This window comes from Phytohabitans aurantiacus (genome assembly GCF_027923225.1).
Taxonomy (GTDB): Bacteria; Actinomycetota; Actinomycetes; order Mycobacteriales; family Micromonosporaceae; genus Phytohabitans; species Phytohabitans aurantiacus.
This window is the reverse complement of the sequence record NZ_BSDI01000006.1, coordinates 33516-51715: the sequence shown is the minus strand read 5'-3', so window position 1 is coordinate 51715 and position 18200 is coordinate 33516. Positions and strand designations below refer to the sequence as shown.

Below are 18200 nucleotides of genomic sequence, written 5' to 3'. Positions count from 1 at the left end.
TGGATGCTGGAGGAGGAACGCAAGTACGAAGTGGACACCCGGTTCGCCGTGCCGGACCTGTCCGACTGCCTGCCTGCGGGGGGCCAGGTGGTGGAGCAGGCTCCGATCACGCTGACCGCGACCTACTACGACACCGCCGATCTGCGCCTCGCCCGAGCTGGGGTGTCGTTGCGGCACCGCCGCGGCGACTCCGAGCCGTGGACGGTCAAGCTGCCGGCTGACGCGCCCGGCATCCGGCACGAGATCTCCCGGGCGGGCGACCCGGGCACGCCTCCGGCCGATCTGCTCGCCCTCGTGACGGCGTACTCGCGCGGGGCGGAACTGATCGCGGCCGCCGTCGTGCGCACGGTGCGGCGGGCGTACGACCTGCGGGACGCCGGCGGCCAGACGCTGGCGGAGCTGGCCGACGACGCCGTATCGGTGCTCGACGGCCGCCGGGTGCGCCTGAAGTTCCGCGAGATCGAGGTGGAGCGGAAGGGGGGCGGGCGCAAAATTCTTGACCGGGTCGACGAGGCGCTGCGCGACGCGGGAGCGGTGGCCGGCGGGTTCGTGCCGAAGAACATCCGGGCGCTCGGCGAGACCGCGACGGCACCGCCCGACCTGGTGGCGCCCACCGACCTGCGCCGCAAACCGACCGCTGGAGACGTGGTGACCGCGGCGATCCGCAGGGGCGCCGGCCGCATCCTCGCGCACGACCCGCTGGTGCGGCTGCGCGCGCCGGTCGGCGACAACGACACCGCAGTGCACCAGATGCGGGTCGGCTGCCGCCGCCTGCGCAGCGACCTGCGTACCTTCGCGCCGCTCGTCGACAAGGCGTGGGCCAAGCCGCTGCGCGACGAGCTGGGCTGGATCGCGGGCGTACTGGGCGCGGCCCGCGACGCCGAGGTGCTGCGTGCCCGGCTGCGCAAGACCGCCGAGCGTGACCCGCTCAGCCCGCCCGACGAGGCGGCGATCGCGCACATCGACGAGGTGCTGGCGGCCCGGCACGAAGAGGCGCTCACCGCGCTCGACGAGGCGCTGCGCTCCGACAGGTACGTCAAGCTGGTCGACGACCTCGTGGCGGCGACCGTCGCGCCACAGCTGACCGCGCAGGCCGACGGGCGCGCCACCGAGGTGCTGCCGCGGCTGGTGTCCCGGCCGTGGCACCTGCTGGCGTACGGCGCCAAGGGTGTCGACGGCGCCGCCGACCTCGACCCGAGCGCGCCCGACGAGAAGTGGCACGCGGTGCGCATCAACGGCAAGAAGGCCCGGTACGCCGTCGAGGCGGTCGCCAGCGTGCTCGGTGGCGCGGCACCGGATCTGGCCAAGGCGCTGGCCGGCGTGCAGGACCTGCTCGGCGAGCATCAGGACGCCGCCACCGCCGCCGACACCTGGCTCGACATCGCGGCCGCCTCCCCCGACGATCACGCCCTCGCGGTCACCGCCGGGCGGCTCTTCGAACGGGAGCGGGCCGCCATCCGCACGGTGCGCGCCGACTTCCCGGACGCGTGGCGCAAGGCCGCCAAGCCCAAGAAGACCGCTTGGCTGCCATAGGACTCGTCCGGGCAGCCGGCGGCGTGGTCTGGCGGCCGGTGGGCGGGCGCGTCGAGGTGTGCCTGGTCCACCGGCCGCGCTACGACGACTGGTCCCTGCCCAAGGGCAAGCTCGACAGCCACGAGCATCCGCTCGCCGCCGCGGTGCGCGAGGTGGTGGAGGAGACCGGTGTACGCGGGCAGCCGCAGCTCCGCCTGCCATCCGTGCGGTACTGGCGCAACGGCCTGCCCAAGGTCGTCGACTACTGGGCGATGCGCGCGCTGTCCGAATCCGAGTTCGCGCCCAACTCGGAGGTCGACGGGGTGCGCTGGCTGAGCCCATCGGCCGCGGCGCGCCTGGTCACATACCCGCACGACGCCCAGGTGCTGCGGCACTTCGCGGGCCTGCCGCGGGCGACCTGCGTGCTGGCGTTGGTGCGGCACGCGCTGGCCGGTAAGCGGGGCACCTGGTCCGGTCCAGACGCCGCGCGGCCACTCGACGCCACCGGCCGGGCCCAGGCGCACGCCCTCGCGCCGTTGCTCGCTCTCGGGGAGCCGCGCCGGCTCGTCTCCGCGTCGGTACGCCGCTGCCGCCAGACCGTCGATCCGCTGGCCGCCCTGGTCGACCTACCGATCGAGGTGGACTCCCGCTTCGACGAGCCGCGCCCCGGGCAAGACCCCACGGCGGTCGTGGCCGGAGCGGCGGCGCGGCTGCGGGAGTTGGCCGCCAGCGGTACCGCGGCCGTGGTGTGCAGCCAGGGCAAGGTGATCCCACCGGCGCTCGCCGCGCTGGCCGGCATCGGCTCCGCGAAGACGTGGGCCACTCCGAAGGGCTCCGGGTGGCTGCTGGCGTTCGCCGGGCCGCACCTGATCGCCGCCGACCGCCTCACTCCCGGCACCTAGGCACTCGCGCCGCGGGCATCCTCGCCACCGACGTGGCGCTGGGCGGCAAGCTGACCTCGCTGCCCATCACGACCGCGCTGTTCGTGGCCGCGTACGCGCTCGGCACCAGCAACCGGGCCCGCCGAGGCCGGATCGCGCTACTGGTGCGTGCCGATCCCGATCGTGCTCGTGGTCGACGACCAGGCACTGATGCGCGACGGCTTCAGCGTCATCCTGGACGCCTAACCGGACATCACGGTGGTCGGGGAGGCCGGAGACGGTGAAGCGGCCGTCTCGGCGCCGCTGGCGCCGCGCCCGGACGTGGTGCTGATGGACGTACGGACGCCGAAGCTCGACGGCCTCAAGGCCACCGCGCGGATCCGCGCCGAGACGCCCGCGGATGCTCGTGCTCGCCACGTTCGACCTCGACGAGTACGTCTACGACGCGCTGCACGCGGGCGCGACGGCTGGCGGCGCTCACGGCCCGCGAGACCGACACGCGGCGACCGGCGTGATGGTGGTGGTGCTGGCGCTGCCGGTCTTCGGGATGCGGCTCTCCAAAGGCGATCCGCGGATGCTGCCGGAGTCGGCAGCGTCGCAACGGTGGAAATGAGGGCCGCCGGGCCGGACCTGACCGCGCCGACGAGCGGTCGGCGTCCGACCGCACACACGCTGCGGTACAGGCCATCCGCGCGCTGCCGGGCGTGGAAGTGGGCGGCAACGCGGCTTTCCCCGCCGACGACGAGCAGATGGTGCTGCCCGTTAAGGTCGTCCTAACCAACACACCGAGCATCGGCGCGGCGCCAGGTGCTGTCGTGCGGGTGTTTCAGGACGGCAACATAGCGGGAGTCCTTGGCACCGAAGGGCTCGGTGTCACCAATCTGACGGTTCCGGTACTGGTGGGCGCCGGAACCGTTGCGGCGCACCCATAGCCGCATCGCGCAGCGCGAGGAGGAGGCTCGACTCGTCGGTTAGGCAGACGCGAAGAGGGGCGCCAACGCTGGCGCCCCTCTTCGTGCGTACCGTTGTGTCAGCGGCGCGGCGCGGTCTTCTTCGCCGGCGCCTTCTTGGCGGGGGCCTTCTTCGCGGCCGCCGTCGCACGCGCGGTGGTGGTCTTCGCCGCGCGAGTGGCCTTGGCCGCGGACGCCTTGGCAGGCGCGGCCTTCTTGGTCGCCGTCGCCTTGGCAGGCGCGGCCTTCTTCGTAGCCGTCGTCGCCTTGGCGGCGGTCGACTTCGAGGCAGCGGTGGTCTTCTTGGCGGCGGCGACCTTCGGCACCTTGCCGCTGGCCACCATCTCCTTGAAGCCAGCGCCGGCGCGGAACGCCGGAACCGACGTCTTCTTCACCTTCACCGCTTCGCCGGTGCGCGGGTTGCGGGCTGTTCGGGCACCGCGGACGCGCTTCTCGAAGACCCCGAAACCAGTGATGGCCACCCGGTCGCCCTTGGTGACCGCCTGCTGGACCTCCGCGAGTACCGCGTCCAGCGCCGCCGTCGCCGCCTTCTTGTCCCCCAAGCGGGCGGCGAGCGCCTCGATGAGCTCGGCCTTGTTCACGACTTCCCTCCCGTACCTAACATTTGGACTCAACGCGAGCCATTCTGCGCGCACGGTATGCCCTTTGACCACTAGATACAAACATCCGCAGAAAAAAAGTCGTTGTGTCGTAACGGATTCGCCCCCGCCGGATGATCCGACGGGGGCGAAAACGGCTAGAGGACTACACCCAGCGGCTAACCGACCACTGGCAGGAAGGACAGCCGGCGCTCCTCGTATGCGGTGATGGCGTCCTCGTTCCTGAGCGTCAGTCCAATGTCATCAAGCCCTTCGAGCAGGCGCCACCGGCTGAAATCATCGAGAGCGAAGGTCCAAGCGGCTGTGCTGGCCGGAAGTTCGGCACGGACTTCGCGCGCCGTCAGGTCGACCGTCACCCGCGCGGTCGGGTCGCTCTCGACCAGATCCCACAGGGCTTCCACAGCTTTCAGCTCCAGTTCCACCGGCAGCAGCCCCTCCTTCAGGGCGTTGCCGCGGAAGATGTCGCCGAAGCGCGGCGCGATGACCGCGCGGAAACCGTAGTCCCGCAGGGCCCAGACGGCGTGCTCGCGGGAGGAGCCGGTGCCGAACTCGGTGCCCGCCACGAGGATCGAGGCGCCCGCGAACACCGGGTTGTTGAAGACGAAGGCCGGATCTTCACGCCAGGCGCTGAAGAGCCCGTCGGCGAACCCGGTGCGGGTCACCCGCTTCAGGTACACCGCCGGGATGATCTGGTCGGTATCCACGTTGGACCGGCGCAGCGGGATCGCTGTGCCGGTGTGAACGGTGAACTTCTCCATGTCTGTCAGCCTCAGTTCAGGTCGGCGGGAGCGGCGAGGTGGCCCAGCACGGCGGTGGCGGCGGCCACCGTCGGCGACACCAGATGGGTACGCCCGCCGCGGCCCTGGCGGCCCTCGAAGTTGCGGTTGGAGGTCGACGCCGAACGCTCGCCCGGCTTGAGAGTGTCGGGGTTCATGCCGAGGCACATGGAGCAGCCGGCGAACCGCCACTCGGCGCCCGCGTCCTTGAAGACCTTGTCGAGCCCTTCCTGCTCGGCCGCTTCGCGCACGACGGCGGAACCGGGCACCACGAGCATGCGCACGCTGTCGGCGACGTGGTGGCCGCGCAACACCTCCGCGGCGGCGCGCAGGTCTTCCAGCCGCCCGTTGGTGCACGAGCCCACGAACACCACGTCGACCTCGATCTCGCGCAGCGGCGTACCGGGTTCGAGGGCCATGTACTCCAGCGCACGCTCAGCGGCGGCGCGCTCGCCCTCGTCGACGATCTCCTCGGGGTTCGGTACGCGGCTGTTGAGCGACGCGCCCTGCCCCGGATTCGTACCCCACGTCACGAACGGGCTTATCTGCGTCGCGTCGAGGATGACCTCAGTGTCGAATGTGGCCTCTTCGTCGGTCGTGAGACCGCGCCAGTACTCCACCGCGGCGTCCCACGCCTCGCCCTTCGGCGCGTGCTCGCGCCCCCTCAGGTACGCGAACGTGGTCTCGTCCGGTGCGATCATGCCGGCCTTGGCGCCCCACTCGATGGACATGTTGCAGATGGTCATCCGGCCCTCCATGGAGAGCTTGCGGATGGCCTCGCCGCGGTACTCCACGATGTGGCCGCGCCCGCCACCGGTGCCCACCTGTGCGATGAGGGCGAGCACGAGGTCCTTCGCGGTCACGCCCGGGCCCAGCTCGCCGGTCACCGTCACGGCCATCGTCTTCGGCCGGGACTGCGGCAGCGTCTGCGTCGCAAGCACGTGCTCGACCTCGCTGGTGCCGATGCCGAACGCGAGCGCGCCGAAAGCGCCGTGCGTGGAGGTGTGTGAATCGCCGCACACGATGGTCAGACCCGGCTGCGTGAGCCCCAACTGCGGCCCGATCACGTGCACGATTCCCTGCTGCTCGTCACCCAGCGGGTGGAGCTTGACCCCGAACTCGGCGCAGTTGCGGCGCAGCGTCTCGATCTGCGTCCGCGACGTCGGGTCGGCGATCGTCAGCAGGTCGCCCCGGCGGCTGTTGAAAGCCGGGTCGGCGTATCCCGTCGGCGTGTTGTGATCCTCAGTCGCGAGCGTCAGGTCGGTACGCCGCACCGGGCGCCCCGCCATCCGCAGGCCATCGAATGCCTGCGGGCTGGTCACCTCGTGCAGCAAGTGCAGGTCGATGAACAGCAGATCCGGCTCGCCCTCGGCAGATCGCACCACGTGGGCGTCCCAGACCTTCTCGGCCAGGGTCCTTGGTTTGGCAGTGTCTCCCACCATCTGGACATCCTAAATTCTGGGAGGTATGTTTCGGCTTGTGGGACACAGTATGAGCGGTGTCGGCGTTCTCGACAAGGCGGTGGTCATCCTCGCGGCCTGCGTAGATGGCGCGAGCCTGGCCGAATTGGTGGACCGGACGAAGCTTCCGAGAGCCACCGCACACCGGTTGGCACAGGCACTCGAGATTCACCGAATGTTGGTACGGGACACTCAGGGACGGTGGCGTCCGGGCCCGCGCCTAGGTGAGCTCGCCAACGCGGCACCCGACGTACTGCTGACGGCCGCCGAGCCACTTCTCGCCGCGCTGCGGGACGCCACGGGCGAAAGCGCCCAGCTGTACCTGCGCCGCGCCGACGAACGCGTCTGCGTGGCCGCCGCCGAACGCGCGAGTGGCCTACGCGACACCGTTCCCGTCGGCTCGGTACTGCCAATGACCGCCGGCTCCGCCGCGCAGATCCTGCTCGCGTGGGAACCGCCAGAGGCCGTGATGCCGTTGCTGCCCCGCTGCAAGTTCACCGGTCGCACACTGGCCGAGGTGCGGCGGCGCGGCTGGGCGCAGAGCGTGGCCGAACGCGAGCCCGGTGTGGCGAGCGTCTCCGCCCCGATCCGCGACCGCACGGGCCGCGTGATCGCCTCAGTCAGCGTCTCCGGCCCCATAGAGCGCCTCGGCCGCCGCCCCGGCGACCGCCACGCGATGGCCGTGGTACGCGCCGGCCAACGCCTAAGCGGCCTCTAACCCCACTCCGTGATCAGGGCGTCCCTGAAGTCGTTAGAGCGACTTGAGGGACGCCCTGATCACATCATGGGTGTGTGGTACACGAAAAAGGCCCGCAGCACGCTGCGGGCCTTGCTTCTGTAGCCCCGATGGGATTCGAACCCACGCTACCGCCTTGAGAGGGCGGCGTCCTAGGCCGCTAGACGACGGGGCCAGGACTTCCCTTGTTGCTCTTGCGAGCAACGGTGCTGAACTCTACCAGAGACCAGCTCCGGCGCCTTTGTCGGGCGCCGGCAGCTGGGGTACCAGGACTCGAACCTAGACTAACTGAACCAGAATCAGTTGGGCTGCCAATTACCCCATACCCCAATGTGGCACGGTCTTGCGAACCGCGCCGGGGAGAAACTCTACCACTCCCCTACTCGAGAGCCAGCACGGGGTTGGCCAGCTCGCCGATCCCCTCGATTCGCACGGTCACCGTCTCGCCGGCTGCCAGCGGGCTTACGCCGGCCGGGGTGCCGGTCAACAGGACGTCACCGGGCAGCAGGGTCATGACGTGTGACACGTACGAGATCAGTGTGGGCACGTCGAACACCATGTCTTTGGTGCGGCCGAGTTGGCGTACCTCTTCGCCGACCTCGCACCGGACCTCCAGGTCGCTGATGTCGAGACCGGTGGTGATCCAGGGCCCCAGCGGGCAGAACGAGTCGAAGCCTTTGGCGCGGGTCCACTGGCCGTCGGTCTTCTGCAGGTCACGGGCGGTCACGTCGTTTGCGCACGTGTACCCGAAAATCGCCCGCTCGGCCCCGGCACGGTCGACGCGCCGTGCCCCCGGCGGGCCGATGATGACCGCGAGTTCGGCCTCGTGCTCGACCTGCTTGGTCTGCGGCGGCAGCTTGACGGCGTCGCGCGGGCCGACCACGGAGGTCGACGGCTTGAGGAAGATCAGCGGCTCTTTGGGCACCTCGGCGCCGTGCTCGGCGGCGTGGTCGGCGTAGTTGCGCCCCACGCACACCACCTTGCTCGGCAGGATCGGCGAGAGGAGCCGCACGTCGGCGAGGGCCCAGCGCTCGCCGGTGAAGTTGATCTGCCCGAACGGGTGGCCGTCGATGCCGGCGACGGTCAGGCCGCCCTCGTCGCCTTCGACGACTCCGAAGGACATCCCGCCAGCGTGAACGAAACGAGCGATACGCACAGCCTCAACCTACCCTGGGCCCGTGAGGTTCCTGGACGCGAACCAGTGGCGGGCGAGGCAGGCGGCGCACGAGCGCCGGGTCGACGCCTGGCTGGCCCCGCATCTTGCGCGCCGCCAGGCGGGCGAGAAGCACCCTGTCGAGGACTTCCTGTTCACGTACTACTCGTTTCGTCCCGCGCAGCTACGACGGTGGCATCCGGGCGCCGGGGTGGTGCTGCGCGACGGTGCGCCCGACCGCGACTACATCGCGGTCGACGGCGGCGTGACGTTGGACACGGCCGCCGCCGCGAAACGATCGCTGTCGTGGATTCACACGCTCCTTTCGCGTACTGCCGAAAGGCCCCCGCAGTTCGGCTGCTTCGGCATGCACGAGTGGGCCATGGTGTACCGGACGGACAGCGTGCGCCACGGTCAGGTGAGCCTGCGCCTGTCGCCGGCCGAGACCGACCGCGTGGTCGAGGAGAACCGCGTGCGGTGCAGCCACTTCGACGCGTTCCGGTTCTTCACGCCGGAGGCTCGCCCGATCAACCGGCTGCAGCCCACCCGCGAAACCCAGCACGACAACGAGCAGCCCGGCTGCCTGCACGCCAACATGGATCTCTACAAGTGGGCGTACAAGCTGTCTCCGCTGGTGCCGAGCGAACTGGTGGCGGACGCGTTCGCGCTGGCGCGGGACATCCGGGCGCTGGACATGCGCGCCAGCCCGTACGACCTCGCGGATCTGGGTTACCCGCCGGTGCGGGTCGAGACGCCGGAGGGCAGGTCGGAGTACGCCGCCGCGCAGCGTGCCTTCAGTGTGCGGGCCGCGCCGATCCGGGAGCGCCTGATCGAGGCGGTCAGTCCACTCGCCGGTTCCGTTTGATCTGGGAGCGGCGGCGCTTCTCGTCGAGGCGGCGCTGTTTGGCCGCGCGGCTCGGTTTGGTGGGGCGGCGCGGCGGTGGCGGCGGTGCGATGGCCTCGCGCAGCAGGGCGGCCAGCCGCGCCTGAGCGGCTTCCCTGTTGCGCAGCTGCGACCGGTGCTCCGAGGCGGCGATCGTCAGTACCCCGTCGACGAGCCGGCCGGCGAGCCGCGCCAGCGCCCGATCCCGCAGCGGCTCGGGCAACGCATCCGAGGTCGCGAGGTCGTACGACAGCTCCACGCGCGAGTCGGTGGTGTTCACGCCCTGCCCGCCGGGGCCACTGGAACGCGAGAACCGCCAGCTCAGCTCGGCCTCCGGAATCTCGATCCCCGGCCGGATCATCAGGTCCGCCACGCCACTAGTTAAGCGCGTTTACGGCGCGCGCGATGACCAGGATGACGATGAGGAAGGACACGCACGACTGCACCATCATCGCCACCTTGGCCCAGCGCGCCAGCGGGAGCGTGTCCGTCGGGCTGAACGCCGTCGAGTTGGTGAACGCCAGGTACAGGTAGTCGATGAAGACCGGCCGCCACTCGGAGTGCGCCAGGTCGTCGAGGGTCATCTGGGGGAAGAGAAAGTCGGGGTGCGTGCGCCGGGCGTTCGCGCGCGAGGCCGGCCCGCCGCGGTCGAGCAGCCAGTACCAGAGGGCGAACACCATCATGTTGGTGAGCCAGATGACGGCGCCGCTCAGCAGCACCTCACTCGGGTTGTCGGCGTCGCCACCACGGGTCAGCACGACGACGAGCCGGCCGGTGGACCACACGACGGCGAGGGTGGCGAACGCGACCAGCGCGATGCTCGCGAGGTGCAGCGCCGACGACTCGCGGTCCATGCGAAACGGGTTGACCGCGAGGAGCCCGAAGAGGAGGGCCGCCTCGATGACGGGCAGCAGCCAGCGAGGGTCGAACGCGAGCTGCTGTGGTGTCAGCCACTGGAGCGCGATCGCCGCCGCGATGGCGACCGCCACCGGCCAGCGGTGCTCAGCGAGATGAGGCCGCCGCCAGGCAGGTTCGGTCACCTACCCAGTTTGTCCGATGGCAAGCGGAGAATCGGCAGGCGGCGGCGTGTCGTCGGTGCGATCGGTTGCCGGCAGCCACAGGACGAACGTGCTCCCAGCGCCCACGGACGAAAACACCGCCACGTGACCGCCGTGCGACTCGGTGATCTGTCGCACGATCGCGAGTCCCAGCCCGGTGCGCCGGTCGATCTGGGTGCCGGCGCGCCAGAACCGGTCGAAGACCCTCGCCTGGTCGGTTGGCGCGATCCCCGGGCCCTGGTCGGCCACGCCCACCCACAGCCAGCCACCGGCCCGCCCAGCCGCCACGGTCACCGTGCCACCGCCCGGTGACAGGCGCACCGCGTTCGACAGCAGGTTGCCCACCGCGCGGCGGAGCGCGTCGTGGTCGCCGATCAGCCACAGATCCGACTGACGCACGCGGTACTCGATGCGAACCGCACGCTCGGCGGCGATGGCGGTGAAGTCCTCGCCCGCCTCGCGGGCGACCGCGCCCAGTTCGACGTCGCTGTCGGCGAGGGCCTCGGCGTTGCGGCGCGCGGTCGCGAGCAGGTCCTCGACGAGCCGGGTCATCCGCGTGGTGGCCCGGTCGATCACGATGACCGCCCGCGCCCGCTCGGCGTCGGTGGCGTCCGGGGCGTCCATGAGCGACGCGTCGAGGTTGGCCCGGATGATCGCCAGCGGGCTGCGCAGCTCGTGCGAGGCGTCGTCGATGAGCTGCCGCTGCGCCTGGAACGCCCCATCGAGCCGGTCGAGCATCGAGTCGATGGTGTCGCCGAGCTCGCGCAGCTCGTCGCGGTACCCGTCGAGCCGGATGCGCCGTGACAGGTCGGTGGCCTGGATCTCGCGAGCCGTGCGGGCGATGGCGCCGACGGGCCGCAGGGCACGCCCGGAGAGCACCCAGCCGATGCCGAGGCTGGCGAGGAAAAGCCCGCCCAGGGCGATCAGCGAGTAGTTGCGCATGGTTTCGAGCGTGCTGAAGTTGACCGCGGACTCGATCTCGTCGACCTCGGCGACCGTCATCGTGCCGACGGTGCGGCCGTGCTTGACGATGTCGGCCTCGTACTCCTTCGTGATCGGCTTCGGGTCGGTGGTCCGCTCGACGGCCACGTACGTGACGACGAGCCCACCACCGGCGAGCGCGAACAGCAGGACGGAGTACAGCACCGTCAGGCGGAACCGGATCGACTGAACAAAGCGCTTCATGCTGTCTCCCGCAACCGGTACCCGCGTCCCACCACCGTTTCGATGGCCTCGCCGCCGAGCTTGCGCCGCAGCGTACCCACGGTCACCCGCACGGTCTGCGTGAACGGATCGGCGTTCTCGTCCCAGACGTGCTCCAGCAGTTCCTCGGCGGAGACGACGTGCCCGGGGCGGGTCATCAGGTACTCCAGCACGCCGAACTCCTTCGGCGTCAGCTGCAGCGGCGAACCGTCCCGGCTGGCCTCGTGCCGCGACACGTCGAGCTGGAGCGGTCCGACACGCAGCACGGCGGTGCCGCCGTTGGTGTCACGCCGCAGCAGCGCCCGTACCCGCGCCAGCAGCTCCGCCAGCGCGAACGGCTTCACGAGGTAGTCGTCGGCGCCCTCGTCGAGCCCGCGTACCCGATCCTGCAGCGCGCCACGCGCGGTGAGCATCAGCACCCGCAGTTCGGCGCCGCCCTCGACGGATACCTCGCCGTGCCGGATCGCGCGGCACACGTCGAACCCGTTCGCGTCCGGCAGGTTGATGTCGAGCAGCATCAGGTCGTACCCGTTGACGGCCAGCCGCTCGTACGCCTGAGCCGCGTCCCCGGCGACGTCGACCGCGTACCCGGCGCGGACCAGGCCGAGGCGCAGGGCCTCGGCCAGGTCCTCCTCGTCCTCTACAACCAGTAACCGCATGTCAGAAACGCTATCCGCCGTCGCGGATGATCCGCTCAGCCGCCTGCTGGGCGCGCTCGATCGGGATCGCGAAGCCGATGCCGATGCTGCCGCTGCCCTCCAGCGTGGCGATCGCCGTGTTCACGCCGATCACCTCGCCCTGGGCGTTGACGAGCGGCCCACCCGAGTTGCCCGGGTTGATGGACGCGTCGGTCTGGACGGCGCTCTGCCGTGCCCCGGTGTCGCCGAGCCGCACCCGCCGGTCGAGCGCGCTGACGATACCCGCGGTGACGGTGCCGGAGAGGCCGAGCGGCGATCCGACGGCGAGCACCGGTTCGCCGACCTCCGTGGTGCCCGCCTGGGCGAGCGTGAGCGGTCGCAGGGCGCTTGTCGGTGTGACCCGAAGGACCGCGATGTCGCTGTCCGGATCGCGCCCGACCACCTCGGCGGGCAGCCGCCGCCCGTCCTGCCCGACGACGCTCACGTCGCCGCCGTTCGCCACCACGTGGTTGTTGGTGACAATGTGACCCTGGTCGTCGACCGCGAACCCCGATCCCCCGGCGTTGCCGACCCGGACCTGCACCACGCCTGGCAGGGCGATGGCGGCGGCGCCGACCAGATCGCTGGGTACGGCTCCGGTGGTGGGCGGCGGAGCCGCCTCCGGTGGTGGCGGGGAATCGGAGGACACCCACCCGCCGGCGAGGGCGCCGGACGCCGCCGACACCCCCACCAGCGCAAGGCCCGCGAGCAGCATGCGGGGCCACCGGGTACCGCCGGACGGCGGCGCGTCCACCGGTGCCGCGGCCGGGCGGGGAACCGCCCACGGATCCAGCTCCGGGGAGATGAACCCGGGACCACGCGGGTGCCCGAGCCCTTGCGGAGCAGTCATTTGACGTCCCTCCATCATGGAATCCGCGCGAACCAGAACATCGACGCGGCCGCCGCCAGCAGGGCGAGGATGAGGCCGAGGCCGATGAACCGGGCCGACACGTCCTGCCGTTCGGTGGTGAAGCCGACCGAGCTGCCGATGTCCTCGTACACGGCGCGCAGCTCGTCGCCGCTGGCCGCCTCGTGGTACCCGCCGCCGGTCTCCTGCGCGACGGCTTGGAGCGTCTCGCCGTCGACAGGTACCTGGAGCGAGCGGCCACCGCCCTGGATGACGCCGGACGACGTACCGAACGCGATCGTGTCGACCGGCACCCCGGCGGTCACCAGGTCGGCGGACGCCTCCTGCGGGTCACGCCCGGCGGTGTTGGCGCCGTCGGAGAGCAGTACCACCCGTGCCGGCGGCGTGTCTTCGGCCGCCTCCGCGTCGAGCGACTGGATGCTCTGCAGCGCCGTCGTCATGGCGTCGCCGATCGCCGTACCCTGCCGGCCGGTGCCGCCCTGGTCGAGGCGGTCGATGCCGGCTTCGAGCGCGGCCCGGTCGGTGGTCGGCGCCACGGTCACGGACGCGTTGCCCGCGAACGCGACAAGCCCGACGTTGAACTCCTCGGGCAGCCCGTCGACGAAGTCCCGCGCCGCCTCCTTCGCCGCGCCGAGACGGTCCGGCGAGACGTCGGTGGCGAGCATCGACATCGACACGTCGACCGCGACGATCACGGTGGCCCGCTCGCGCGGCACCTTCACGTCGTCGGTCGGCCGGGCGAACCCGACCACGAGCAGCGCCATCATCGCCAGGAACAGGCTGGCCGGCACGTGCCGGCGCCAGCCCGGACGCTTCGGCGCCACCCGGTCGAGCAGCCGCAGGTTGGTGAAGCGTACGGCGTACCGGCTGCGTCGCCGTTGCATGACGATGTAGCCGGCCGCGAGCAGCGCCACACCGAGCAGCAGCCACAGCCGTATCGGACTCTCGAAACTCATGCGGGGCCCCCGCGGATTTGTGAAGCGCAGCGGAGCAAATTCGTGGGGTGCTTCATGCCGCTCCTCCCGGCTGCCGGGCCGCCATGGCGAGGCGGCGCTGGGCGTACACGTGCCGCACGATGTCCGCGACCCAGTCACGGTCGGTGCGCAGCGGTAGGTGGTGCGCGCCGGTGCGTCGCAGCGACCGCCGCACGATGTCGCGCTGCGCCGTGGCCGCGGCCTTGTACTTCTCGCGCAGCTTGCGGCTGCCGGTCGAGACCTCGCGCCGCTGACCGCTCTCGGGGTCCACCAGCGTGATGAGGCCGACGTCCGGCAGCTCCAGCTCGCGCGGGTCGGTCACCTCGACCGCCAGCACCTGGTGCCGGACGGCGAGCCGCCGAAGATCCGCTTCCCATTCCGGGCGCTCGTCGCGGTCGTTCTCCGGCAACCCGTCGAGGAAGTCGGAGATCACGACCACGAGACCGCGCCGGGGAGCCGACCGCCCGACCCCCGCCAGCGCCTCACCCAGCGCGTGCGGTTGCGCTCCGGCTGCCGCCCTGGGTACCGCCAACAGCGTGCGCAGCAGTCCGAGCAGGTGCGTGCGTCCGGTCCTTGCCGGGTACCGCCGTACGCCGCTCATGCCCAGCAGATGCGCGCCGAGCTTGTTGCCGGCGCCCGCGGTGAGGAAGCCCACCGCCGCCGTGGCGGCGACCGCGAGCTCCCGCTTCTCCACATCGGCGGTGCCGAAGTCCATGCTGGGCGTGGCGTCGACGAGCAGCCAGGTGGTCAGCTCGCGGTCGGCGTCGACCTCACGCACGTGCGGGACGGTGGTCCGGGCGGTGACCGCCCAGTCCATCCGGCGCACCTCGTCTTCGCCCGGCCGGTACTCGCGGCTGCCGGCCAGCTCGCTGCCCGCGCCCGGCAGCAGACCGAGATACTGCCCGTGCAGCAGCCCGTCGAGGCGCCGGGTGATGGTCAGCTCCAGCCGCCGCAGCCTGCGTTCCGGCGCGAGCTGATGGATGGTCGCGAACCCGCCCTCGTTCATGCCGCTTGTTCCGCTTGATGGGGCGCGATCTGCGGCGGCGGCACCGCCTCGACCAGCCGCCGCACCACGTCTTCCTGTGCCACGCCGTCGGCCACCGCGTCGAACGACAGCACCAGCCGGTGCGACAGCACGTCGACGGCGAGATCGGTGATGTCGTTCGGCAGCACGTACTCGCGGCCGCGCAACAGCGCCAGCGCTCGCGCGGCGGCCACCAGACCGAGGGTGGCCCGCGGACTCGCCCCGTACGCGAGGCGGGACTTGAGGTCGCCCACCCCGAACCGCGCCGGATCACGCGTCGCCACGACCAGCCGCACCACGTACTCCGCCAGCGCGTGGTGCACGAACACCCCACGGGCCAACTCCTGCAACACGGTGAGGCGCTGCGGGTTGAGCACCGTGCGCGGTTCGGGCCGCGAGGTGCCCATCCGGTACAGGATGCCCAGCTCCTCCTCGTCCGTCGGGTACCCCACGACGATCTTCATGAGGAACCTGTCGCGCTGCGCCTCGGGCAGCTGGTACACGCCCTCGGACTCGATCGGGTTCTGGGTCGCGAGCACCAGGAACGGATCCGGTACCGGGTACGAGCGGCCGCCGATGGAGACCTGGCGCTCGGCCATCGCCTCCAGCAGGGCCGACTGCACCTTCGCCGGCGCCCGATTGATCTCGTCGGCCAGTACCAGATTGGCCATGATCGGCCCGAGCTCGACGTCGAAGTTCTCCTTCGACGCGCGGTAGATCCGGGTGCCGACGATGTCGGACGGCACCAGGTCAGGCGTGAACTGGATCCGGTTGAACGTGCCGCCCACCGCCGTCGCCAGCGTCTGCGCGGCAAGCGTCTTCGCCACTCCGGGCACGCCTTCGAGAAGGCAGTGGCCATCGGCGAGCAACGCCGTCATCAGCCGCTCGACGAGCCTGTCCTGCCCGACGATGACCCGCTTCACCTCAAAGAGCGCCTGTTCCAGCAGGACGTGCGGCGCCGGAGCCTCGTTTTCGGTGGTTGTGGGTGCACTCACAGGCTCTCCTCCGACGGCGCGTTCTCCGTGCCGCCACTGCTCTCTCCTGCGTTCTCTCCGCCCTGGCCGCCGCCGTTCTTCTCGGGGCAGTCCCGGCCGTCGGTGGCCATGCCGGGCGCGAAGCTGTTGTCCTCGTAGACGATGCGCACATCCGCGTCGTCGTCGCCGTTGACGCCGCTGGCGTACGCGGCACCACCTGCGATCACCGCGGCGGCTGCCGCCCCGGCGAAGCTGAGCGCGACGATGGCTTTGATCCGCATTGCTCATGTCCCCTTCCGCTAGTGACGCCGTCCATCACACCAACGCCCCCCGAAAACCCACCGAAGCAAACCCTGTGCCCCCGCTATCCCCTTCCTCCGCAACCGTGATCAGGGCGTCCCTCAAGTCGTTAGGGCGACTTGAGGGACGCCCTGATCACGGTTTGGTCCCTAGGCTGGGTGGGTGGCTTGGGGACGGGGATGCGTCGCGGCGGTGCTGGTCGTGTGCCTGGCCGCTGGCTGCGGCGACGACCCGTCGCCTCCGACAACCTCGCCGTCTCCGCCGGCCACCGCGCCGACCTCGGCGCCGCCAAGCCCCACACCGTCACCCGAGGTCACGCTCGCGTTCGGCGGTGACGTGCACTTCACGGGGCGCACCGCGCGGCTCCTGCGCGAGCCCGCGAAGGCATTCGGCGACGCCATCCCGTTGCTGTCCAATGCGGACCTGACGATCGTCAACCTGGAGACGGCGGTCACCACGCGCGGCAAGCCAGAGCCGAAGCAGTACCATTTTCGCGCGCCCACGAGCACGTACGCCGCCCTGCGTGGGGCCGGCATCGACGCGGTGTCACTCGCCAACAACCACGCGCTCGACTATGGACAGACCGGCCTGCTGGACACATTGGACAGTGCGAAACGCGAGGCGTACCCGGTCTTCGGCGCCGGTCGAAACGCGACCGAGGCCTACCGGCCGTGGACCACCGAGGTGCGCGGGGTACGGGTGGCGGTGCTGGGGTTCAGCCAGATCCGCACGCTCGCGTCGACCTGGGCCGCGCGCGACGACCGGCCCGGCATCGCGATGGCGTGGGACGTCCCGCGAGCCACCGCCGCGGTGGCGGCTGCCCGGCGCGACGCCGACCTCGTGATCGTGTACAACCACTGGGGGCAGGAGGGCAACGAATGCCCGACAGCCGACCAGAAACGGTTCGCCGGCAAGCTCGCCGCCGCGGGCGCCGACATCATCGTCGGTACGCACGCGCACACGCTCCAGGGCGACGGCTGGCTCGCCGGGACGTACGTGGCGTACGGGTTGGGAAACTTCCTCTGGTACGGCGACTCGGCCAGTACGCAGACCGGGGTGCTGCGGTTGGCGGTGCGCGGGCGGCAGGTCGTGCGAAACGAGTTTGTGCCCGCCATCGTGTCCGGCACCGGCCAGCCCGAGCCACTGACCGGGGCTGCCGCCAAGCGCCAGCGCGACCGATTCGCGGCCCTGCGCGAATGCACCGGCTTAACCGGTCGCTGACACCACCCGGTCGAGCCCGACGCCGCTGATCAGCAGCCGCTCCTTGTTGTTGCCAAGCAACCTGCGCGTCCAGTCGACGAACCCGCCGTCGGCTACCTCGACCCCACCGTCCACGTAGACCTTGTATGTCAGGCCGGTGTAGTAGCCGCTGCTTCCCTCCACCGCCTCGTAGGGCAATCCCGCGGCCAGCGGCGCGAACCGCGGGTCCAGCACCCGCATCCGCACGTCGATCTCGCGTGCGCCAGCGGCTCGCAGCGCGTCCACAAGGTACGCCAGATGCTCGGTGAGATGCGCCCGCTCGAACGCGAGATCGCCGGTGTCCCTGCCGCCGGACACCAGGCCCAGCAACGAAAAGTGGGCGCTGGCACCCTCGAAACGCTGCGCGCGCAGTACTCGCTGGAACGCCCCGAGCCGCACGGCGGTACACGATCTGCTGTTTTCGCGCAGTAGTGCCTGGCGGCGGCGCGCGACCTCCAGCGCGAGCCCGTTCGTGGGATCCGCGGCGACCTCGGTGCCGCGGATTGTCGTGACGACCTTGTTCTGGTCCACTGTGGCCACCGCCGAGTGGGTGCCCAGCGGCACGACCGGTGGCAGCGTCACCATCTCCACGCCACCGGGCAGTGTGGACAGCAGCGCGTCCTCGACCCGGCGCAGGCCGTGAAACGGCGTCCGCACCGGCTCCGTAAAACGATCTTCGCGGTACCGCCGGAGGACCTCCGCCGGGGTCCGCTCCGATGCCCGGCGTCGCATGACGGCGAGCAGGAGCGTGGTCAGGTCGGTGCCGGACAGCTCGGCGCCGAGGAGGTCCATGACGGCGGGATCGGCGGCCCGGCGCGGTAAGGAGTCAAAGGCCATCCCTATCGCTACCACCCGGGAAAGCGTGTTCGCTAACACTTTCCCGGCGATGTGTGTGCTACGTCGCAAGCCCTT

At 70.9% G+C, this 18200-nt stretch carries 21 protein-coding genes and 2 tRNA genes; 7 read left to right on the top strand and 16 right to left on the bottom strand.

Going from position 1 to position 18200, the window contains the following annotated elements; genetic code table 11:
- The first annotated feature begins 3 nt into the window (after nucleotides 1-3).
- From QMG73_RS07185 to QMG73_RS07170, 4 genes are all read left to right on the top strand, one after another.
- Complete coding sequence (locus QMG73_RS07185) at nucleotides 4-1533, top strand: CYTH and CHAD domain-containing protein (RefSeq protein ID WP_281893262.1); 1530 nt, start codon at nucleotides 4-6, stop codon at nucleotides 1531-1533.
- Nucleotides 1521-2414, top strand: coding sequence for an NUDIX domain-containing protein (locus tag QMG73_RS07180; RefSeq protein ID WP_281893260.1), 894 nt, complete (start codon nucleotides 1521-1523; stop codon nucleotides 2412-2414). Before QMG73_RS07185 ends, QMG73_RS07180 begins: the two co-directional genes overlap by 13 nt.
- A gap of 379 nt (nucleotides 2415-2793) precedes the next feature.
- Nucleotides 2794-3006, top strand: a complete 213-nt coding sequence (locus tag QMG73_RS46330; RefSeq protein WP_407676757.1) for a hypothetical protein — start codon at nucleotides 2794-2796, stop codon at nucleotides 3004-3006.
- A 91-nt stretch (nucleotides 3007-3097) separates the two neighbouring features.
- Nucleotides 3098-3325, top strand: coding sequence for a hypothetical protein (locus tag QMG73_RS07170; RefSeq protein WP_281893259.1), 228 nt, complete (start codon nucleotides 3098-3100; stop codon nucleotides 3323-3325).
- A gap of 98 nt (nucleotides 3326-3423) precedes the next feature.
- On the opposite strand, the gene QMG73_RS07165 is transcribed toward QMG73_RS07170, so the two are convergent.
- The 3 genes from QMG73_RS07165 to leuC all read right to left on the bottom strand — a co-directional run bounded on the left by QMG73_RS07165 (nucleotide 3424) and on the right by leuC (nucleotide 6181).
- Nucleotides 3424-3945: an HU family DNA-binding protein gene (locus tag QMG73_RS07165; RefSeq protein WP_309299441.1), complete on the bottom strand. Its 522-nt coding sequence runs from the start codon at nucleotides 3943-3945 to the stop codon at nucleotides 3424-3426.
- A 176-nt stretch (nucleotides 3946-4121) separates the two neighbouring features.
- Complete coding sequence (gene leuD / locus QMG73_RS07160; RefSeq protein WP_281893258.1) at nucleotides 4122-4721, bottom strand: 3-isopropylmalate dehydratase small subunit; 600 nt, start codon at nucleotides 4719-4721, stop codon at nucleotides 4122-4124.
- A gap of 11 nt (nucleotides 4722-4732) precedes the next feature.
- Nucleotides 4733-6181: a 3-isopropylmalate dehydratase large subunit gene (gene leuC, locus QMG73_RS07155; protein WP_281893257.1), complete on the bottom strand. Its 1449-nt coding sequence runs from the start codon at nucleotides 6179-6181 to the stop codon at nucleotides 4733-4735.
- A 49-nt stretch (nucleotides 6182-6230) separates the two neighbouring features.
- On the opposite strand from leuC, the gene QMG73_RS07150 reads away from it, so the two are divergent.
- The gene (locus tag QMG73_RS07150) at nucleotides 6231-6917 is read left to right on the top strand and encodes an IclR family transcriptional regulator (protein WP_281893256.1); all 687 of its coding nucleotides are present in this window, start codon (nucleotides 6231-6233) and stop codon (nucleotides 6915-6917) included.
- 120 nt (nucleotides 6918-7037) lie between these two features.
- Here the strand turns inward: QMG73_RS07150 and QMG73_RS07145 are convergent.
- The 3 genes from QMG73_RS07145 to QMG73_RS07135 all read right to left on the bottom strand — a co-directional run bounded on the left by QMG73_RS07145 (nucleotide 7038) and on the right by QMG73_RS07135 (nucleotide 8091).
- Nucleotides 7038-7110: transfer RNA gene (locus QMG73_RS07145), tRNA-Glu, on the bottom strand.
- Between the two features lie 83 nt (nucleotides 7111-7193).
- Nucleotides 7194-7265, bottom strand: a tRNA-Gln gene (locus tag QMG73_RS07140).
- A gap of 49 nt (nucleotides 7266-7314) precedes the next feature.
- Nucleotides 7315-8091, bottom strand: coding sequence for a fumarylacetoacetate hydrolase family protein (locus QMG73_RS07135; protein WP_281893254.1), 777 nt, complete (start codon nucleotides 8089-8091; stop codon nucleotides 7315-7317).
- Here QMG73_RS07135 and QMG73_RS07130 point away from each other — a divergent pair.
- On the top strand, nucleotides 8084-8953 hold the full coding sequence (locus QMG73_RS07130; RefSeq protein ID WP_407676760.1) for a 3-methyladenine DNA glycosylase: 870 nt from the start codon (nucleotides 8084-8086) through the stop codon (nucleotides 8951-8953). The two genes, QMG73_RS07135 and QMG73_RS07130, sit on opposite strands and share 8 nt — an antisense overlap.
- Here QMG73_RS07130 and arfB read toward each other — a convergent pair.
- From arfB to QMG73_RS07085, 9 genes are read right to left on the bottom strand one after another with little or no spacing between them, the layout of a single operon-like run.
- Nucleotides 8928-9332 carry an alternative ribosome rescue aminoacyl-tRNA hydrolase ArfB gene (gene arfB / locus QMG73_RS07125; RefSeq protein WP_281893376.1) on the bottom strand — a complete coding sequence of 135 codons (405 nt, stop codon included), beginning with the start codon at nucleotides 9330-9332 and terminating at the stop codon, nucleotides 8928-8930. The two genes, QMG73_RS07130 and arfB, sit on opposite strands and share 26 nt — an antisense overlap.
- A 16-nt stretch (nucleotides 9333-9348) precedes the next feature.
- Entirely contained in the window at nucleotides 9349-10011 is a 663-nt protein-coding gene (locus tag QMG73_RS07120) for a DUF1345 domain-containing protein (RefSeq protein ID WP_281893251.1), read from the bottom strand.
- Nucleotides 10012-11214 (bottom strand): sensor histidine kinase, encoded by a 1203-nt coding sequence (locus QMG73_RS07115; protein ID WP_281893249.1) that lies wholly within the window; start codon nucleotides 11212-11214, stop codon nucleotides 10012-10014.
- Nucleotides 11211-11891 carry a response regulator transcription factor gene (locus QMG73_RS07110; protein ID WP_281893248.1) on the bottom strand — a complete coding sequence of 227 codons (681 nt, stop codon included), beginning with the start codon at nucleotides 11889-11891 and terminating at the stop codon, nucleotides 11211-11213. The genes QMG73_RS07115 and QMG73_RS07110 overlap by 4 nt, the downstream gene beginning before the upstream one ends.
- Nucleotides 11892-11901: 10 nt before the next feature.
- Entirely contained in the window at nucleotides 11902-12759 is an 858-nt protein-coding gene (locus QMG73_RS07105) for a S1C family serine protease (protein WP_281893247.1), read from the bottom strand.
- A 14-nt stretch (nucleotides 12760-12773) separates the two neighbouring features.
- A complete protein-coding gene (locus tag QMG73_RS07100; RefSeq protein ID WP_281893246.1) occupies nucleotides 12774-13733 on the bottom strand; it encodes a VWA domain-containing protein in 960 nt (319 codons plus the stop codon).
- Nucleotides 13734-13785: 52 nt separating this feature from the next.
- On the bottom strand, nucleotides 13786-14757 hold the full coding sequence (locus QMG73_RS07095; RefSeq protein WP_281893245.1) for a DUF58 domain-containing protein: 972 nt from the start codon (nucleotides 14755-14757) through the stop codon (nucleotides 13786-13788).
- Nucleotides 14754-15770: an AAA family ATPase gene (locus QMG73_RS07090; RefSeq protein WP_407676756.1), complete on the bottom strand. Its 1017-nt coding sequence runs from the start codon at nucleotides 15768-15770 to the stop codon at nucleotides 14754-14756. The genes QMG73_RS07095 and QMG73_RS07090 overlap by 4 nt, the downstream gene beginning before the upstream one ends.
- A complete protein-coding gene (locus QMG73_RS07085; protein ID WP_281893244.1) occupies nucleotides 15767-16030 on the bottom strand; it encodes a hypothetical protein in 264 nt (87 codons plus the stop codon). Before QMG73_RS07085 ends, QMG73_RS07090 begins: the two co-directional genes overlap by 4 nt.
- Nucleotides 16031-16211: 181 nt before the next feature.
- Here QMG73_RS07085 and QMG73_RS07080 point away from each other — a divergent pair, with 181 nt between their 5' ends.
- Nucleotides 16212-17270: a CapA family protein gene (locus QMG73_RS07080; RefSeq protein ID WP_281893242.1), complete on the top strand. Its 1059-nt coding sequence runs from the start codon at nucleotides 16212-16214 to the stop codon at nucleotides 17268-17270.
- Here the strand turns inward: QMG73_RS07080 and QMG73_RS07075 are convergent.
- A complete protein-coding gene (locus QMG73_RS07075; RefSeq protein ID WP_281893241.1) occupies nucleotides 17256-18080 on the bottom strand; it encodes a hypothetical protein in 825 nt (274 codons plus the stop codon). The genes QMG73_RS07080 and QMG73_RS07075 overlap by 15 nt on opposite strands.
- Between the last annotated feature and the right edge of the window lie 120 nt (nucleotides 18081-18200).

Excerpts from the sequence above, each read along its gene's own strand:
- QMG73_RS07185 (WP_281893262.1), top strand. The coding sequence starts at position 4 with ATGCTGGAGGAGGAACGCAAGTACGAAGTGGACACCCGGTTCGCCGTG.
- QMG73_RS46330 (WP_407676757.1), top strand. The coding sequence starts at position 2,794 with ATGCTCGTGCTCGCCACGTTCGACCTCGACGAGTACGTCTACGACGCG.
- leuD (WP_281893258.1), bottom strand. The coding sequence starts at position 4,721 with ATGGAGAAGTTCACCGTTCACACCGGCACAGCGATCCCGCTGCGCCGG.
- leuC (WP_281893257.1), bottom strand. The coding sequence starts at position 6,181 with ATGGTGGGAGACACTGCCAAACCAAGGACCCTGGCCGAGAAGGTCTGG.
- QMG73_RS07150 (WP_281893256.1), top strand. The coding sequence starts at position 6,231 with ATGAGCGGTGTCGGCGTTCTCGACAAGGCGGTGGTCATCCTCGCGGCC.
- arfB (WP_281893376.1), bottom strand. The coding sequence starts at position 9,332 with ATGATCCGGCCGGGGATCGAGATTCCGGAGGCCGAGCTGAGCTGGCGG.
- QMG73_RS07115 (WP_281893249.1), bottom strand. The coding sequence starts at position 11,214 with ATGAAGCGCTTTGTTCAGTCGATCCGGTTCCGCCTGACGGTGCTGTAC.
- QMG73_RS07110 (WP_281893248.1), bottom strand. The coding sequence starts at position 11,891 with ATGCGGTTACTGGTTGTAGAGGACGAGGAGGACCTGGCCGAGGCCCTG.
- QMG73_RS07105 (WP_281893247.1), bottom strand. The coding sequence starts at position 12,759 with ATGACTGCTCCGCAAGGGCTCGGGCACCCGCGTGGTCCCGGGTTCATC.
- QMG73_RS07100 (WP_281893246.1), bottom strand. The coding sequence starts at position 13,733 with ATGAGTTTCGAGAGTCCGATACGGCTGTGGCTGCTGCTCGGTGTGGCG.
- QMG73_RS07095 (WP_281893245.1), bottom strand. The coding sequence starts at position 14,757 with ATGAACGAGGGCGGGTTCGCGACCATCCATCAGCTCGCGCCGGAACGC.
- QMG73_RS07085 (WP_281893244.1), bottom strand. The coding sequence starts at position 16,030 with ATGCGGATCAAAGCCATCGTCGCGCTCAGCTTCGCCGGGGCGGCAGCC.
- QMG73_RS07075 (WP_281893241.1), bottom strand. The coding sequence starts at position 18,080 with ATGGACCTCCTCGGCGCCGAGCTGTCCGGCACCGACCTGACCACGCTC.